This is a genomic window from Rhizobium sp. LARHSG275, from assembly GCF_052871115.1.
The window spans coordinates 22,101-37,771 of the sequence record NZ_JBIXJN010000030.1; the positions used below are offsets into that span (position 1 = coordinate 22,101).

Sequence of the window (15,671 nt, forward strand, 5' to 3'; positions counted from 1 at the left end):
CTCAGTTGATGTTTGCAGGTTGGTGGCGGACGCGGGTGACGAGGCCGTCAGCAAAGAGACCGCCGAGCGAGGAGACGAGGTTGAAATTCGGATCGCGCGCGGCGGCTTTCCGGACGGCATGTTCAAGTCCGCGGCCGCTCTTCAGCGCCTGCAGAAAGGCGTAATGGGCGCCGCTGAGGCGGAGAAAGCGAACGCTGTCCCGGTTCCGCCACAACGCGATCCGCTGCGGTTGCCTTCTGATGCCGCCAAGCTGTTCGAGATCGCCGCTTGCCTGGTGCGCCGACCAGATGTCGAGCGCCGGCCAGCGGCAAAAGAGCAGTCGCAACGACGGCTGGAGGATCAGCTCGGGCATGGTGTCTTCGCCACTCCGGGAGAGTTCCGCCATATTCGCAGGCGGCAGCGCCGGCGCATCGAGCGCCTCGGCGATCAACCATTCAAGCCGCGCCGTATCGGCGATGAAGGGCATAGACTTGAGGTCTTCGAGCCGGCCGAGGAAGTCGGCGAAGTCGCTGCCATAGCGTACCAGCCGCGCTTCGGACGGCGGGCTCACGCGAATGAAGCTTGCGGCGATATGGCGGAAATACCGCTCTCCAATCAGGCTGACGGCGACAGGAAAGACCGACACGAGCGTGGCGCTCAGCGATGCGAATGTGTTGTTGCGGTAGATGTTGAAGCGGCGCATCGGATCGAAGCGGCCGCCCGTATCGAATGAGGGGCCGAGATCCGGCCCTCGACGGTTAAGGATAGCATCCGCGACGGCGTGCTGCAGTTCGAGTTCAGACAGCATAACGCGCCCTCCGCGTGACGGAGTTGCTCGCGAAGACCGACGGTGTAATCGTCGTCAAGGCCGAGATCGCCGGCATGGCGCCGCGTGCGAGATTGCTCGTGGAGGGCAGCGCGATGCCGCGGAACCGGCGGTTCTGCTGCTGGGCGATCTGCGGCGCACCGCGCTGCTCGAAACCGATCGAGGCGGCCATCATGTCGGCCCACATTGCTTCGCCGAGCAGCACATCGAGCGCGGGAACCTCGGTGTCCCATTCAATCAGCGTCGGGCGTGGGCCGATCTTGCGCAGCACATGCGCATAGAGCGACCAGACGGCCGGCGGCACGCGGGAGCCATGATCGTCGATCAGCACGATGTCGCCCTCGACCTCGTTGACTGCATGGCCGGCGAGATGGATTTCGCCGATGGCATCGGCGGGCAGGTCGTCGATGAAGGCCTTGGCGTCGAAATCGAGATTGCAGGCCGAGACATAGACATTGTTGACGTCGAGCAGCAGGCCGCAACCGGTGCGCTTGACGAGCTCGGCGAGGAATTGCGCCTCGGTCATCGTGGAATTGGCGAAGGCGATATAGGCCGACAGGTTTTCGATGAAGACGCGGCGCTGCAGCCTGTCCTGCAACTGGTCGACATTGGCCGCAACGATATCGAGCGCATCTTCGTCGTAGCGGAGCGGCAGGAGGTCGTTGAGATAGGCGCCGTCGGCAACGCTCCAGGCCAGATGTTCCGAGACCAATGCTGGCTGAAACCGGATGCACACGCTCCGCAACCGTTCCAGATGGTCCCGATCAAGACCCGAAGCGCTGCCCAGCGAGAGACCGACGCCGTGCACCGACAGCGGATAGGTCTCGCGCAAGTTTTCCAAAGCGTCGACGGCGGCGGAATCGCCCATGTAGTTTTCAGCATGGACCTCCAGCCATCCCGCCGAAGGCCGGCGGGAGATCATATCGGAAATATGCGGGGAGCGCAGACCAATGCCCGCGGCATCCGGGACTGGAAGATTGGGAAATATCTTGGACATTGGTCACTCCTTCATATGGGTTGGATGAAGCCAGGGAGGCTCAGGCCTTGGGTTCGATCGCGCCGCCGGAAATCTTGGCGCAGGTGCCGGCCGGCACGTAGACCCAGGCATCACCCTGGTTGTCGGCCGTCGAGGTGCCGGCGCAGGAATGGGTGGCCGTCTGGCAATCGTTGAGGCCGGCCTTGACGACGCCGTAGCACTTCTCGAACGAGAATTCGGGCTGTGCAGCAGGGCCGGCAAAGGCGCTGGAGGCAGCCAGGGAGGTGATGGCAGCAAGGGCGGAGCCGATGAGGATGCGGGTCGAGTTCATGGAAATGTCTCCTGGTTGAGGTTGGATCAAACCGGTTTCCGGCTTGACTGGAATTACTTTCCCGCATTGCCGCCGATGTTTGAAATGCTGTTGCGGCATGGTTTTCATAGACTGGCGCTATGCGCGGCGGCGGCTGGCGAGAAGGCAAAAAATAACCCCCGGGGCGACGGGGGGAGGTGGCGTGGACCGGAACCGGCGACGCGGAGGGAACTCCTTGGAAAATCAGAGATATCGTTCGCGAATGTCGACTGTCGAGCGCTTGCCGATGTCCTGGTAGTTGGTCAGCAGCCACATGTCGGCGCATTCCCGGCCGCGGTCGCGCAGATCGACCAGCGCCCCCCAATCGGCATTGAGCTTGCTCGACACGGAAAGGCTCTTCATCGTCTCGTCGTCGGAGATGCCGTGCACGAAGATGCGCTTGAGATTGCCGGTACTTTCAGGAGATGCATCGATCAAATCGGTGACGAAAGCCACCGCCCGCATTTCCCGCAGCAGCGACGAATTGAAACTGATCTCGTTGATGCGATTGAGTATCTCGGAGGCGGTGTGCGGCACCTCGGCCCGCTCGATCGGATTGATATGGACGACCAGCACATCCGGCGTGTCGCAGCCATAGATCAGCGGAAAGATTGCCGGATTGCCCATATAGCCGCCATCCCAATAGGACTCGCCGTCGATTTCGACGGCCTGAAACAGAAAGGGCAGGCAAGCCGATGCCATGACGGCGTCGATCGACAGTTCGTCATTGCCGAACACCTTGACCTTGCCGGTTCGGACATTGGTAGCGCAGATGCTGAGTTTCACCGGACAGCGCGCCGTGCGGATCGCATCCATGTCGACCGATTGCTCCAAGATCTGCCGCAGCGGATTGAAATTGAACGGGTTGAACTGGTAGGGCGACATCAGTCGCGTCACCATGTCGAACATCATGAAGGCCGGCGAAAATTCCAGCGCCCGAGATCCGGTCATCTTGTCGAAGATCGTCGGCTGCAAAGGCCCGGATGCCGATGCATGGCTGACGCGCCGCCAGAAATTGGCGAGCGCGGTCTGCGCCCCGCTCCGCCCGCCTTCGGCCAGGCCATAGGCCAGCACGGCGGCATTCATCGCGCCGGCGCTGGTTGCGACAATGCCTTCGAAGGAGAGGTTCGGCTCGTCGAGCAGCCGGTCGAGCACGCCCCAGGTGAAGGCGCCATGCGCGCCTCCGCCCTGGAGCGCCAGATTGAGCGTCCGCGGCCCTCGCTCAGAGGAGGCGACAACCGCGCTGTCGGCGATTATTTTCTTCACACCTGCGTGCTTGTTCATGGTCCTCACTCCCCGATTTCTTCGTGTTGAGATTTTCAATGCGCCGTCCAGCCACCATCGACCGGAATGGCCGTGCCGGTGATGGAGCCTGCGAGATCGCAGCAGAGAAAGACGCCGAGCGCGCCCATTTCCTCGACCGTCGCGAAACGTTTGGTCGGCTGGTTCTTGAGAAACACGTCGCGGATCACTGCGTCGCGTGCGATGTTGTGCGACTTCGCCTGCGCGTCGATCTGCTGCTCGACAAGCGGCGTCCAGACATAGCCGGGGCAGATTGCATTCGACGTCACGCCGAACTCGGCACCCTCAAGTGCAATCGACTTGGTGAACCCCACCATGCCGTGCTTTGCTGCGACATAGGCCGACTTGAAAGGCGAGGCGACAAGGCCGTGCGCCGAGGCGACATTGATGATGCGGCCATAACCGCGCTCGCACATGCCGTCGAAAGTGGCCTGGACAAGATGAAAGGCGGCCGACAAGTTGATCGCCATGATCGCATCCCACTTCTCAGGCGGAAATTCGCCGATGGGAGAAACGTGCTGGATGCCGGCATTGTTGACGATGATATCGATTTGGCCGAATCGAGCCTTGGCGCGCTCCACCATCATCAGGATAGCGTCGCGCTTCGACATGTCGGCGCTGTCATAGGCGACATCGACATCGTTGCTCTCGGCCATCTCGGCGCGCAACGTTTCAATGCCGGCGGGATCGCCGAATCCATTGAGCATGATCGAGGCACCCGCCCTTGCCAGCGCATGGGCAATGCCAAGGCCGATACCGCTGGTCGAGCCGGTCACGATCGCCGTACGACCCTCGAGCATCTTGCGGCCAGCCAGGGGTTCAGTTTCGGTAGCAAGCAGATTGAGCATTGCGTTCTCCATTTTTAGACGCCACGATTTGTAGCTTCCCGTTCAAAATGGCGCGGTTGCAGTCATAAGAGAAATGCCGCTCACTAATGGAATTGATAATTCAGTGGCATTGGCCGAATATAGCGCCGGGGACCAGAGTAGATGCATTGGCTTACTTTGGAATTGTTGGGGAGCGGATATGGATATCCATCACATCCGGTATTTTCTGGCCGTTTGCGAAACGCGCAACTTCACGCGCGCGGCGCAGAACTGCAATGTCACTCAGCCCGCGCTGAGCAGAGCGGTTCAGCAGCTCGAGGACGAGGTGGGCGGGCTGCTTTTTCGTCGCGAACGAAACCTCACCCACATCACCGATCTCGGCAATCTCTTGCGTCCGCGTTTCCAGCAAGTGCAGGACGAACTCCTGGGCGTCAAAACCGAGGCATCGAAATTTCTCTGTCTCAACGACGCGCACCTCAAGGTCGGCATCATGTGCACGATCGGACCGCGGCGCTTTACCGGCCTGCTCACCGATTTCAACATGCGCCACAAGGGTATCCAGCTCCAACTCGTCGAGGGCATTCCGGCCAAGTTGGCGGGATTGCTGGAGCAGGGCGAACTCGATATCGCGATCATGTCGAGCGCCGACAATTTTCCGGAGCGCTTCGATGTGACGCCGCTGTTTCGGGAACGGTTCATGCTGGCCTTTCCGGCGGGGCACCGGCTTAGCCAATACGATGCCATTCCGATCGCCGCGATCGATGGCGAGATCTATCTTCGCCGTGTCAATTGCGAGTACTGGGACTACCTGACGGATCTCTGTGACGCTCAGGGTGTGAGCACTATCGTCTCCTATTCGAGCGAACGTGAGGACTGGATTCAGAATCTTGTCGCTGGTGGTCTCGGTATCTGTTTCATTCCTGAATACAGCGCCGTCGTGCCTGGCCTGCAAGTCCGGCCGGTCGCCGAACCGGAGGTAACCCGCGAAGTCTGCCTTGTAACCGTAGCTGGCCGCCGCTTCTCCCCGGCCGTCTCGACTTTCGTCGGCGCTGTCAAATCTTACGGTTGGGCCGCGCTGCCAGGCCGCTCACATTGAAAGCATAGCGAATAATGAACTGTGCTCCGTGTCCTGGCGATGCGGAGCGTCCGCACGTCCTGCGTTTCACGATAGCCTCAGGCTATGGAATTGAGAATGAGGCGGCATTTCTCATTCGCCATCACCTTCTCCATGCTCCTTGTCATGCCCGGCGCGAACGCTTCATCCGGGCCCAACCAGGAGAACTCTGATGAAATTCGAACTGAATGCCAAGCGCCTGACGCTCGCCTCCGTCCTCGCTCTCGCGTCTTTCACCACCATGTCCACAGGCCAAGCCTATGCCGGCGAATGCCCGGCCGGCCAGGTCGCCGAAAACGGCATGCAACCCGGCGAAATGATGCCGAAGGGTGTGACTGACAAGCTCATCTCATCGATTGACCTCGCCTCCAAGGGAGACGCCTGGAAGAACAGCGCCCTGCGGATGCGCAAGCTGGTTGTGCAGCCTGGCGGCGTCGTGCCGTGGCATTCGCATGAGAGCCGTCCGGCCAACATCCTGATCGTTTCGGGCTCGATCACCGAATACCGCAGCACGTGCAAAGTGCCGATCGAGCATAAGGCTGGCGACGTGACTGCCGAATTCGGCATGCTGTCGCATTGGTGGAAGAACAACGGCAGCAAGCCGGCTGTTCTCTACTCCGCCGACATCCTGACCTCGGAAGAGCAAAAGAACGAATCCATGTGAGCCGCTTCCGAGCTCGCTGACAGCTGTCTCCGGCCCCGCCAAGCCGGAGACGCCACACGCATTCACCAGACACTTGGAGTGATCGCCATGACCGGCATCGAGCATGTCCTCAATCCGCCGAGAACGACCCTCGGCGCTACCGCCGCCGATGGCTGGCGCTTTGCCGTCATCGCGTTGATTTCCTTCCTGACGTTGGTCGATCTCTTCGCGGCTCAGGCGATCCTGCCCGCGCTTGTGGAGAGATTTCAGGTCAGCCGCGCCGCCATGGGCTTTGCCGTCAATGCCAGCACTTTCGGCATGGCCGTCGCCGGGCTTGGCATAGCTTTCTTCGGTCGCAGGATCGATCGCCGCAGCGGTATCTGGATCAGCCTTGCGCTGCTTTCACTTCCCACGACAGCTCTGGCCTTTACCCACGATCTGACGGTTTTTGCCGTCCTCCGTATCGTCCAGGGCCTCTGCATGTCGGCAGCCTTCACGCTGACCATTGCCTATCTCTCGGAACACTTCTCGCCAACCCAGGCGACAGGCGCCTTGGCGGCGTATGTCACCGGCAATGTCGCGAGCAATTTCTTCGGCCGCATCCTCTCTGCAATAGTGGTCGGGTTCGGTGGGCTTGAAATCAACTTCCTCACCTTCGCGGCCCTCAACATCGCCGGCGCGCTGCTTGTCTGGCTCACCCTCAAAAAGACCTCCTCCATGATGCAGACCAGCGAAGACGGCTCGTTCAACACGTACCGCTGGACCTATCATCTCGCCGATGGTGAGCTGCGCCGCGTCTTCGCGATCGGCTTCCTCATCCTTTTCGTCTTCATCGGAACCTTCACCTATGTGAATTTCCAACTCGTGGCTCTCGGCCTGTCGCCGATGACGCTCGGCCTGGTTTATCTGGTATTCCTGCCGTCGATGCTGACCACGCCGATGGCAGGCAAGCTCGCGGTCCGGATCGGGGCAAAACTTGGGATCATTTCGACGCTTGGGCTCGCCATTGTCGGCCTCGCGGCACTTCTGAGTGTCAGCTTGCCTCTGGTGTTGGCCGGACTGGCGCTCGTGGCAATAGGGACATTCCTCGCCCAAGCGATCGCCACCGGATTGGTTGGCCGACGCGCGGTCACGGACAAGGCAGGCGCCAGCGGAATTTACCTCGCCTCCTATTACACCGGGGGTCTCGCAGGCAGCCTCGTACTCGGCCAGATCTATGATCACGTGGGCTGGCCGGCCTGTGTCGGCATGCTCGTCGCAGCGCTGCTTGCGGCCATCGTGATTGCCCTTCCCATCGGCTCAACGCCCGGTCCACTCCGGCGATGATCCAGGGACATCGAAGCGCACATCGAACGGCATTCTACAGTGTCGAGACGGCCGCAGGCGGGAACGCAGGCAGAGCTACCGAAAGCTATCCGAGGGGCAAGTGGACGAACCGATCTACCGTCCGGATCAATCCAACGGCATCACAAAGGTGAAGCGCGTCTCCTTGTCATCGGAACTGACCGTGATCGTCCCGCCATGGGCGCGGGCGATTTCCGAAGCGATGTGCAGACCCAGCCCCAATCCTCTTTGATTTGTACCGATTTCGCCTCTGAAATAAGGCTGAAAAAGCCTTGTCATCGCATCGCAGGAAATCGGAGGGCCGCTGTTGGCGATCCAAAGTTCCAGTCTTCCGTCGACAGTTGCCGCCGAGAGCCGCACCGGTTCGTCCGGCGTCCCATGGGTCAGGGCATTTCCGAGCAGGTTGGACACCAGCTGGCCAATCCGGCCGCTGTCGCAGTTTATCGGTCCGGCGAAGTCGATACTCACCTCAATTGCGCGGTCGAGATGACAGGAGCGGAGTTCTCCGATGACCTGTCGCAGGATCGGTTCGAGATACTCCGCTCGCCTCTCGATCGTGATGCCGCCACCCAATCGTCCGCGCGCGAAGTCGAGAACGTTGTCGATCAGGCCGGACATGCGAACGACGCTGCCCTGCATCAAATCGAGAATGTTGGTCGAGCGATCGGTCTGCTCCTCCTTTCGCAGCATGCGAGCCGCAGCGGCAATCGAGGCAAGCGGATTGCGCAGGTCATGGCCAAGGACAGCGATAAACTGCTCCCGCAATTCGGCGGTTTGCTGTTCAAGGTCGAGCTGGGATTTGACGATGGCGCCGGCTGCGTCCGCGGCTGCGCGCGCCTCGACCAGCTCCCGTTCATAACGGCGACGCTCGGCAGCCTGGAACATCGTCACGCGGGTGAAAAGCAGGGCACCGTCTTCTGCGCGTCTTTCCATTGCATTGGCGAGCACGGGCAAGGTCCTGCCGTCGGCCGTCATAAGATCGAGAGCAACCTCATTGAAAACCCCCTGCATGCGCAGCAGAGGCGAAAAATGGGTTTCGTAGAATATCCGGCCCGACGTGTTGAGCAGGTCGCGAAGTCGTTTGCCGAGGAGTTGCTCGGCAGGGATGCCGATCCAGGTCGATAGCGTTCGGTTCACCTTGACGATGCGCCCGTCCGGCTGCAGCGAAAGATAGCCGCATGGCGCGTTTTCGTACAGGTCCTCAAGGTCTTCCGCCGGCATGACGATTTGCGTGTCGCCACCGGTCATCGGACGAACCGCCGGATTGCGGATATGACCTCGTCGGGAGCGCTGAGATTGGGGCAGTGGCCCCTGGCGTTCAGCACGACCAATTGACTGTTTGGGACCTGCTGATGCACGAATTCGCCGACCGGGGCGACGAAGCGCCCCATATTTTGGTCGCATCCGAATCCATGCGAAAATATCATCGCACGCTGGCCATCGCCCCGGACTTGAACATGATTTCGATCGATGACGGTCATCTCGCCCTCTGCCCTGCTTTCATAGCATGTTCAGCCTGTTTTGGATTGAGGAAAGAATTGGGCAATGCGTTCGATGGTCGTGTGCCGCGATGTTCCAGAGGTGGCCGCCAGCCGTTTGCTGCATACCTCAGTCCGTCAATTTCCGGAGCTTGAAGAAGAACCGCCGAGGGTCGCCGCGCACGCACATCATTCCGGCAATCTCGTCATCGTCAATCCTGCGGAAATAGTCCACGATCGGCTGTTTGTCGTAGATCATCGCAGCCGTTTCGATGCCGTCGAGGGCCTGAAGCCGCAACGAAGCTGTGGTGCCTCTCGCTCGAAGCACCTTCTGCAGGTATGAGAACCAGCCGCGGGCAACGAATGTCCGGCCAAAGGGCGCCATCTTGATCGCCAGATTAATGGGTAACAAGCTTGGCTCGAGCGCCACGAGTCGGCCCGGTTTCCATGTGAAGAGCAGGGCGTCCGCCCGCATGTCGGAATGGAAGCGCTTGCCAAACCAGTTGAGGTTCTCGAGCACGCCGTCTAGCGGATGACCCGACGGAATGCCGACGCCGCTCCAAAGGCCGACCATGTCCTTCGGCTGGACAGGATCCAGCGACCGGAACCAGGCAGCCACCTCCTCCTGCCGGTCGCCTCGCATGGGTTCTCCTCCAGGGATGTTCATTGCGGAAAAATAAAATGAAGGTTCGGAAGTTCCCGTTTATGCGGACCGGAAGCGCAACGGCCCCCGAGGGGGCCGTTGGGGGTGTTCACCGGACAAGACTGGCCTATGCCTCAGGCGCGCGACGGCAGCAGGGGATAGCCGACCATGACGGCGCGGCCGAGCAGGGCTGCGACGAAAGCCTTGATCACATCGCCGGGAATGAAAGCCATCGAGCCGACGAAGGCTTTCGTGAAGCCGAGGCCGGCGACGGTCGCCAGATAGGTGATGCCGAAGGCGTAGAGCACGACGATGCCGCCGACCATGGCGGTGAGGAAGAAGCTGACCGTCTGCACCAGGCCGGATTGCTGATGGTTGACCAGCCGTTCGCTGAGCCAGCCGGTGACGAAGGCCGCAAAGATCCAACCGATCAGGAAGCCGGCCGTTGGCGATGCGAAAATGGCAAGCCCGCCGCGACCGCCGGAAAGCACTGGCAGGCCGATCGCGATCAGCACCAGCACGATCAGCACGGCAATCGCGCCGCGCCGGGCGCCGAGCACGACGCCGGCCATCATCACGCCGAGGGATTGGGCGGTGATCGGCACCGGAATGAAGCCGAGGGAGATCGGCGGCAGCAGGCCAAGCGCCACGATGATCGCAGCAAAGAGGGCGGTAAGAACGAGGTCGCGAGTGCTCATCATGAATTCCGTGTTTATCAATCGTTAACTCACATGCCGCCGAATGCCGCGCGCGTCAATCGCCGCGGCGATATTATCCGCATCCTTGAGCGTCAGGATGATCAGCGGCGCAAGCAGCGTTGTCGGCCGCACCTTCAGCCCGCGTGCCTTGTGCGCCTCGCGGATCGCCTGATAACGCCCGACGATCTCCGGCACGAAACGCAGCACCAGCCCCAGCGCCAGGCCGATATCGTCGGCCTGCACCCAGCCGGTGCGTTCAAGCGGGCGGGCGAGCGCCGTTACCTCGTCGATGAACTCGGTGATCGACGTCGTCGCCGTCACGGTGGCGGCCAAAAGCATCAGCGCCGTCAGCCGCAGCAGGGGCACGAGCGCCTCTTGCCAGGGATTGAAGATGAGGTTGAAGAGTGCCACGACCGCGATCGTCAGGAAGATCGGCCGCAGCCGCCTGAGCCCATCGGCAAACGGCAGGCCGACCATGCGGTAGAGAACCGCCGTCAGCAGCACGGCGATCGACAGCAGGGCGAGGTTCCCGCTGATGAACAGCACCACGCCGAAGACCGTCAGCGACAGCAGTTTTAGCCGCGGCGAAAGCCGGTGCATCACGCTGTTGCCTTCGACATAGAGTGACTGCATCAGGCGGCGATCTCCTTGTAGCGGGCGATCGCCTCAGTAGCCGGCGCATCGGCGGCAAGCCGCCCCTCATGAAATAGCAGCACCCGCTCGAAACCGGCGATCAGCTCCAGATCATGGGTGATGATGATGGCGCTTTCCGGCAGCCCGGCGATAATCTTCTCGACCAGCGCCCGGTTCTTGAGGTCGAGCTGGTTGGTCGGTTCGTCGAGGATAAGAATGCCAGGCCCAGTCGCCAGCACCGAGCAGAGGGCCGCCACCTGCAGCTCGCCGCCGGAAAGCTCATGCGCGCGCCTGTCGGCCAGCGCCTCGGCGCCGAACCGGGCCAGCACGCCCTCGACCTTCGCGTCGATTTCCGCCTTGCTGAAGCCGCGCCGCTTCAGCCCGAAGGCGATGTCGTCTTTGACGATCGGCAGGATGATCTGGTTCTGCGGCGACTGGAAGATGAAGCCGACATCGGCCACCGCAGTCTTTTCATCGCTGGTGTCGCGGCCGTTGACGGTGACGCGGCCGACCGATGGTTTGGTCAACCCGTTGATCAGCCGCGCAAAAGTGGTCTTGCCCGAACCGTTCAGCCCGATGACGCCGATGCGTTTTCCACTGATGCCAAGCGTCAGCGGCTGCAGCGCCACCCGCGCCCCGAAACTGACACCGGCACCTTCGAAACGAATATCCAAACCAATCCCTCGCATCCTGCGTGGTACGTCTTCGACGCCTTGCCCCAGGAGATTGCCGCCCGACCCTCATCCGCCTGCCGCCACCTCTGCCTGGGTCGAGCCACATGTCTCGACCCGTCCTTCGGACCCCCGCTCGCGGGGAGAAGGGGATATGCCGCACCCGCTTCCTCAATCTCGACGCTGCGTTTGGCACGTCCCCTCTCCCCGCAGGCGGGGAGAGGGTTAGGGTGAGGGGCAGCCATTGGCGCCAACCGGATAGCAATGCTTCTATACGGGGACATCAGCCTGATGAAAGAGCAAATTGCGCTGTCGATATCGAGTGGCTAGGAAGATTTTCCGGATTATGATGGGGTCATGACGAATCTGCTTTCCAATTCCGACGCCCGCCGTGTCTTTCTTGCCAAGCAGGGCCTCAGCGCCCCGCCGAACCGCGCCTTGACCAAGGCCGGCCTGCTGCAGCTCATCCATGAGCTGGGTTTCGTCCAGGTGGACAGCATCCAGACGGTGGAGCGGGCGCATCATCAGATCCTGTTTTCCCGCAACCAGACGTATAGGCGCGAGCATCTGAAGGCGCTGCTCGAAAAGGAACGCGCGTTGTTCGAGCACTGGACGCACGACGCCTCGATTTTGCCGAGCGCCTTCTTCGTCTATTGGAAACACAAGTTCCGCCATCAGGAAAAGGTCCTCGTCGAACGCTGGCGCAAATGGCGCGGTGAGGGTTTCGAGGCAGCCTTCGAGGAGACCTATGAGCGCGTGCGTCGCGACGGCGCGATGCTGGCGCGCGACGTCAAGGCCGACGGCCACGTTTCCGGCGGCTGGTGGAACTGGCATCCGAACAAGACGGCGCTCGAATATTTCTGGCACACCGGCAAGTTCGCCATCGCCGGCCGCTCGAACTTCCAGAAGATCTATGACCTGGCGGAGCGCGTCATCCCGGCCGAGTTCCGCGAGCCCGAGGTGAGCCGCGAGGAATTCATCGACTGGGCCTGCCGCAGCGCGCTCACCCGCCTCGGCTTCGCCACCCACGGCGAGATATCGGCCTTCTGGAACCTGGTCTCGCCCGATGAGGCCAAAGCCTGGGTATCGGCCCATCGCGACGAGCTGACCGAAGTGCTGATCGAACCGGCGCTCGACGGCAAGGCGCGCCCATCCTGGGCCTTTGCCGATTTCCCGTCGACGCTCGACAGCTATCCCGATGCTCCGCCGCGCATCCGCGTTCTCAGCCCCTTCGATCCGATGATCCGCGACCGCAACCGCACCGAACGCCTGTTCGGCTTCTTCTACCGCATCGAAGTCTTCGTGCCCGAGCCGAAGCGCGAATATGGCTATTACGTCTTCCCGCTGCTCGAAGGCGACCGGCTGATCGGCCGCATCGACATGAAGGCGGATCGGAAGAAATCGACGCTCGACATCAAGCGGCTGTGGCTGGAGCCGGGCGTGAAGCCGTCGGCCGGCCGGCTGGAGAGGTTGGAAGCGGAGTTGGAGCGGGTCGCGCGGTTTGCCGGCGTGGAGAAGGTCGTGTTTCTGGAGGGCTGGAGAGGGTAAAGCTTTCGCCGGAGCAGCAGCATCCTGCGCGAAAACCCCTCCCCAACCCCTCCCCACAAGGGGGAGGGGCGGCCGTGTGGCGCCCGTCGCATTTCATTCCAGACGATCCGGCATGTGGCGGCGTATTTTGGTGGCAGGACTATGCCGCGGGTTAGTCCCTCCCCCTTGTGGGGTTGGGGAGGGGTCTTTGTCTCTGCCTTGCCGACGGCGGGCTCCCCGCTAGCAGATTTCCGTCGTGCTGATCTTGATGCCGAAGCCTTCGAGGCCGACATAGTGGCGCTCGCGGCTGGTGAGCAGCTTGATCGAACTCACCCCGAGATCCCTGAGGATCTGTGCGCCGAGGCCGATTTCCAGCCATTCGCTCTCGCGGGTCTGGGCTTCGGAATGGGCCTCCCGGCCCTGGTTGCGGGCCTTGCGGCCGTTGTCGTGATGGCCGACGCCGACGGAGCCCTCGCGCAGGTAGACGATGACGCCGCGGCCCTGCTCGGCAATCTTCTGCATGTAGAAATCGACCGGGCTGTTCTTGCCGAAAAGATCCTCGGCGACATTCTCCGGATGCAGCCGCACCGGGATGTCGACCCCGTCGCGGATGTCGCCGAAGACGACGGCGAGATGCTGCATCGGATCCCAGGGCAGGGAATAGGTATGGGCCTTGGCCTTGCCGAACGGCGTCTCGATGTCGAAGCTGGTACCGAGTTCGATCAGCGTTTCCTTGCGCTGGCGATAGGCAATGAGATCGGCGACCGAGACGAGTTTCAGCCCGTGCTGTTCGGCAAAATCGACCACCTCAGGCCCGCGTGTGACGGTGCCGTCGTCATTGACCAGCTCGGAGATGACGCCGATCAGCGGCAGGCCGGCAAGCTTGCAGAGATCGACGGCCGCTTCCGTATGGCCCGAGCGCATCAAAACGCCGCCTTCGCGGGAAACCAGGGGGAAGATGTGGCCGGGGCGGACGAAATCGGAGGCGCCGACATTCGGATTGGCGAGGTTGCGCACCGTCAGCGTCCGGTCGTCGGCGGAGATGCCGGTCGTCGTGCCGTGCTTGAAATCGACCGAGACGGTGAAGGCCGTCGTATGGGCCGAATCGTTTTCCGCCACCATGGCGTTGAGGTTGAGGCGTTTTGCCTCTTCCTTCGGCATCGGCGCGCAGACGATGCCGGAGGTGTGACGCACGATGAAGGCCATCTTCTCGGGTGTGCAATGCACCGCGGCGACGATCAGGTCGCCTTCGTTCTCGCGGTCATTGTCGTCCATGACGACGACGATCTCGCCGGCCTCGAAGGCCCGGATGGCGTCGACGACGCGCTTCTGGTCATAAGACATGGGGCAAGCGCTCCTATTTCAGGCGGCCGGTCTGGCCGCGGTCGCGAAGATAATGATCGGCGATGGCGCAGGCGACCATCGCCTCGCCGATCGGCACGGCGCGGATGCCGACGCAGGGGTCGTGCCGGCCCTTGGTGCGGATATCGACATTCTTGCCGTCCGCATCGATCGACTGGCGTTCGGTCAGGATCGAGGACGTCGGCTTGACGGCGAAACGCGCCACCACCGGCTGCCCGGTGGAGATGCCGCCGAGAATACCGCCGGCATTGTTGGAAAGGAAGATCGGCGTGCCGTCATTGCCCATGCGCATCTCGTCGGCATTGTCTTCGCCCGACGTCTCGGCGGCGGCAAAACCATTGCCGATCTCGACGCCCTTGACGGCGTTGATCGACATCAGCAGCGAGGCGATATCCTGGTCGAGCTTGGCATAGATCGGCGCGCCGAGGCCGGCCGGCACACCTTCGGCGATCACTTCGATGACTGCGCCGATCGAGGAGCCGTTTTTGCGGATGCCGTCGAGATACTCCTCCCAGACCGGCACGATCGCCGCATCGGGCGAGAAGAACGGGTTCTGATCGATCTGGTCCCAATCCCAGTTGCGGCGGTCGATTTTGTGTTTGCCGATCTGCACCAGCGCCCCGCGCACGGTAACGCCAGGCGCGACAAGGCGGGCGATGCCGCCGGCGGCAACCCGCGCGGCGGTCTCGCGCGCCGAGGAGCGGCCGCCGCCGCGATAGTCGCGAATGCCGTATTTGAGGTCATAGGTATAATCGGCATGGCCGGGGCGGTATTGCCGGGCGATCTCGCCGTAATCCTTGGAGCGCTGGTCGGTATTTTCGATCAGCATCGAGATCGGCGTGCCGGTCGTCGTCATCGTCTCGCCGTCGGCGTCCATCATGACGCCGGACAGGACCTTCACCAGATCGTCCTCGCGCCGCTGCGTCACGAAGCGGGATTGCCCGGGCTTGCGCTTGTCGAGCCAGACTTGCAGGTCCTCGAGCTTGAAGCGCAGCCCCGGAGGGCAGCCGTCGACGACACAGCCGAGCGCCGGACCATGGCTTTCGCCCCAGGTGGTTACGCGGAAAAGGTGACCGAATGTATTGTGCGACATGTGTTCCCACGGTGGCGCGCCAAAGCCGGTCGCTGCCGGCCGCGCCATTGCTTGAAAAGGCGCGACACTCATAGGCCAAAAAACCGCCGAGGCAAAAGCCTTTCTTTGCGCCAAACCGGCAGCTCAGGAAATGCTGTTTCCGTCCGTTGTCATGGACGGGCGGTGCATTGTGCCGCCATTCTCTCTGCACAGGCGGGGAGGGGTCA

Annotated in this window: 16 protein-coding genes and 1 pseudogene; 4 read left to right on the top strand and 13 right to left on the bottom strand. The window is 61.9% G+C overall.

The annotated features are described in order from the left end of the window. Position 1 precedes the first annotated feature (1 nt). The 5 genes from ACIPSK_RS29795 to ACIPSK_RS29815 all read right to left on the bottom strand — a co-directional run bounded on the left by ACIPSK_RS29795 (position 2) and on the right by ACIPSK_RS29815 (position 4,280). On the bottom strand, positions 2–787 hold the full coding sequence (locus ACIPSK_RS29795) for an HvfC/BufC family peptide modification chaperone (RefSeq protein WP_162118323.1): 786 nt from the start codon (positions 785–787) through the stop codon (positions 2–4). Next, positions 777–1,802: an MNIO family bufferin maturase gene (gene bufB, locus ACIPSK_RS29800; RefSeq protein ID WP_162118322.1), complete on the bottom strand. Its 1,026-nt coding sequence runs from the start codon at positions 1,800–1,802 to the stop codon at positions 777–779. The genes ACIPSK_RS29795 and bufB overlap by 11 nt, the downstream gene beginning before the upstream one ends. Positions 1,803–1,842: 40 nt before the next feature. Next, positions 1,843–2,112 carry a BufA1 family periplasmic bufferin-type metallophore gene (locus ACIPSK_RS29805; RefSeq protein ID WP_162118321.1) on the bottom strand — a complete coding sequence of 90 codons (270 nt, stop codon included), beginning with the start codon at positions 2,110–2,112 and terminating at the stop codon, positions 1,843–1,845. 222 nt (positions 2,113–2,334) lie between these two features. After that, positions 2,335–3,414 carry a patatin-like phospholipase family protein gene (locus tag ACIPSK_RS29810; protein WP_162118320.1) on the bottom strand — a complete coding sequence of 360 codons (1,080 nt, stop codon included), beginning with the start codon at positions 3,412–3,414 and terminating at the stop codon, positions 2,335–2,337. Between the two features lie 35 nt (positions 3,415–3,449). Then, complete coding sequence (locus ACIPSK_RS29815) at positions 3,450–4,280, bottom strand: 3-hydroxybutyrate dehydrogenase (RefSeq protein ID WP_162118319.1); 831 nt, start codon at positions 4,278–4,280, stop codon at positions 3,450–3,452. A gap of 178 nt (positions 4,281–4,458) precedes the next feature. On the opposite strand from ACIPSK_RS29815, the gene ACIPSK_RS29820 reads away from it, so the two are divergent. From ACIPSK_RS29820 to ACIPSK_RS29830, 3 genes are all read left to right on the top strand, one after another. After that, entirely contained in the window at positions 4,459–5,355 is an 897-nt protein-coding gene (locus ACIPSK_RS29820; RefSeq protein ID WP_162118318.1) for a LysR family transcriptional regulator, read from the top strand. 190 nt (positions 5,356–5,545) lie between these two features. Next, entirely contained in the window at positions 5,546–6,037 is a 492-nt protein-coding gene (locus ACIPSK_RS29825; RefSeq protein ID WP_162118317.1) for a cupin domain-containing protein, read from the top strand. 87 nt (positions 6,038–6,124) lie between these two features. After that, positions 6,125–7,342 carry an MFS transporter gene (locus tag ACIPSK_RS29830; protein ID WP_162118316.1) on the top strand — a complete coding sequence of 406 codons (1,218 nt, stop codon included), beginning with the start codon at positions 6,125–6,127 and terminating at the stop codon, positions 7,340–7,342. 126 nt (positions 7,343–7,468) lie between these two features. On the opposite strand, the gene ACIPSK_RS29835 is transcribed toward ACIPSK_RS29830, so the two are convergent. The 6 genes and pseudogenes from ACIPSK_RS29835 to ACIPSK_RS29860 all read right to left on the bottom strand — a co-directional run bounded on the left by ACIPSK_RS29835 (position 7,469) and on the right by ACIPSK_RS29860 (position 11,486). Then, complete coding sequence (locus ACIPSK_RS29835) at positions 7,469–8,608, bottom strand: PAS domain-containing sensor histidine kinase (protein WP_162118315.1); 1,140 nt, start codon at positions 8,606–8,608, stop codon at positions 7,469–7,471. Beyond that, positions 8,605–8,730, bottom strand: a pseudogene (locus ACIPSK_RS29840) (alpha/beta fold hydrolase); the annotation flags it as partial. The pseudogene ACIPSK_RS29840 and the gene ACIPSK_RS29835, both read right to left, overlap by 4 nt. 238 nt (positions 8,731–8,968) lie before the next feature. Continuing rightward, positions 8,969–9,505 carry a GXWXG domain-containing protein gene (locus ACIPSK_RS29845; RefSeq protein ID WP_162118313.1) on the bottom strand — a complete coding sequence of 179 codons (537 nt, stop codon included), beginning with the start codon at positions 9,503–9,505 and terminating at the stop codon, positions 8,969–8,971. A 110-nt stretch (positions 9,506–9,615) separates the two neighbouring features. After that, on the bottom strand, positions 9,616–10,179 hold the full coding sequence (locus tag ACIPSK_RS29850; protein ID WP_162118312.1) for a biotin transporter BioY: 564 nt from the start codon (positions 10,177–10,179) through the stop codon (positions 9,616–9,618). Between the two features lie 24 nt (positions 10,180–10,203). After that, a complete protein-coding gene (locus ACIPSK_RS29855; RefSeq protein ID WP_162118311.1) occupies positions 10,204–10,812 on the bottom strand; it encodes an energy-coupling factor transporter transmembrane component T family protein in 609 nt (202 codons plus the stop codon). Further along, on the bottom strand, positions 10,812–11,486 hold the full coding sequence (locus ACIPSK_RS29860; protein ID WP_162118310.1) for an energy-coupling factor ABC transporter ATP-binding protein: 675 nt from the start codon (positions 11,484–11,486) through the stop codon (positions 10,812–10,814). The genes ACIPSK_RS29855 and ACIPSK_RS29860 overlap by 1 nt, the downstream gene beginning before the upstream one ends. A 354-nt stretch (positions 11,487–11,840) precedes the next feature. Between ACIPSK_RS29860 and ACIPSK_RS29865 the strand changes: the two genes are divergently transcribed. Then, positions 11,841–13,031 (top strand): winged helix-turn-helix domain-containing protein, encoded by a 1,191-nt coding sequence (locus ACIPSK_RS29865; protein ID WP_162118309.1) that lies wholly within the window; start codon positions 11,841–11,843, stop codon positions 13,029–13,031. 219 nt (positions 13,032–13,250) lie between these two features. Here the strand turns inward: ACIPSK_RS29865 and ribB are convergent, their stop codons facing one another. Further along, on the bottom strand, positions 13,251–14,354 hold the full coding sequence (gene ribB, locus ACIPSK_RS29870) for a 3,4-dihydroxy-2-butanone-4-phosphate synthase (RefSeq protein WP_162118308.1): 1,104 nt from the start codon (positions 14,352–14,354) through the stop codon (positions 13,251–13,253). Between the two features lie 13 nt (positions 14,355–14,367). Further along, positions 14,368–15,465 (bottom strand): chorismate synthase, encoded by a 1,098-nt coding sequence (gene aroC / locus ACIPSK_RS29875; RefSeq protein WP_162118307.1) that lies wholly within the window; start codon positions 15,463–15,465, stop codon positions 14,368–14,370. Between the last annotated feature and the right edge of the window lie 206 nt (positions 15,466–15,671).

What these genes read in the sequence shown, in the direction of transcription:
- bufB (WP_162118322.1), bottom strand. Translation starts at nt 1,802, where the DNA reads ATGTCCAAGATATTTCCCAATCTTCCAGTCCCGGATGCCGCGGGCATT.
- ACIPSK_RS29830 (WP_162118316.1), top strand. Translation starts at nt 6,125, where the DNA reads ATGACCGGCATCGAGCATGTCCTCAATCCGCCGAGAACGACCCTCGGC.
- ACIPSK_RS29845 (WP_162118313.1), bottom strand. Translation starts at nt 9,505, where the DNA reads ATGAACATCCCTGGAGGAGAACCCATGCGAGGCGACCGGCAGGAGGAG.
- ACIPSK_RS29795 (WP_162118323.1), bottom strand. Translation starts at nt 787, where the DNA reads ATGCTGTCTGAACTCGAACTGCAGCACGCCGTCGCGGATGCTATCCTT.
- ACIPSK_RS29825 (WP_162118317.1), top strand. Translation starts at nt 5,546, where the DNA reads ATGAAATTCGAACTGAATGCCAAGCGCCTGACGCTCGCCTCCGTCCTC.
- ACIPSK_RS29865 (WP_162118309.1), top strand. Translation starts at nt 11,841, where the DNA reads ATGACGAATCTGCTTTCCAATTCCGACGCCCGCCGTGTCTTTCTTGCC.
- aroC (WP_162118307.1), bottom strand. Translation starts at nt 15,465, where the DNA reads ATGTCGCACAATACATTCGGTCACCTTTTCCGCGTAACCACCTGGGGC.
- ACIPSK_RS29835 (WP_162118315.1), bottom strand. Translation starts at nt 8,608, where the DNA reads ATGACCGGTGGCGACACGCAAATCGTCATGCCGGCGGAAGACCTTGAG.
- ACIPSK_RS29820 (WP_162118318.1), top strand. Translation starts at nt 4,459, where the DNA reads ATGGATATCCATCACATCCGGTATTTTCTGGCCGTTTGCGAAACGCGC.
- ACIPSK_RS29815 (WP_162118319.1), bottom strand. Translation starts at nt 4,280, where the DNA reads ATGCTCAATCTGCTTGCTACCGAAACTGAACCCCTGGCTGGCCGCAAG.
- ACIPSK_RS29855 (WP_162118311.1), bottom strand. Translation starts at nt 10,812, where the DNA reads ATGCAGTCACTCTATGTCGAAGGCAACAGCGTGATGCACCGGCTTTCG.
- ACIPSK_RS29850 (WP_162118312.1), bottom strand. Translation starts at nt 10,179, where the DNA reads ATGAGCACTCGCGACCTCGTTCTTACCGCCCTCTTTGCTGCGATCATC.
- ACIPSK_RS29810 (WP_162118320.1), bottom strand. Translation starts at nt 3,414, where the DNA reads ATGAACAAGCACGCAGGTGTGAAGAAAATAATCGCCGACAGCGCGGTT.
- ACIPSK_RS29805 (WP_162118321.1), bottom strand. Translation starts at nt 2,112, where the DNA reads ATGAACTCGACCCGCATCCTCATCGGCTCCGCCCTTGCTGCCATCACC.
- ribB (WP_162118308.1), bottom strand. Translation starts at nt 14,354, where the DNA reads ATGTCTTATGACCAGAAGCGCGTCGTCGACGCCATCCGGGCCTTCGAG.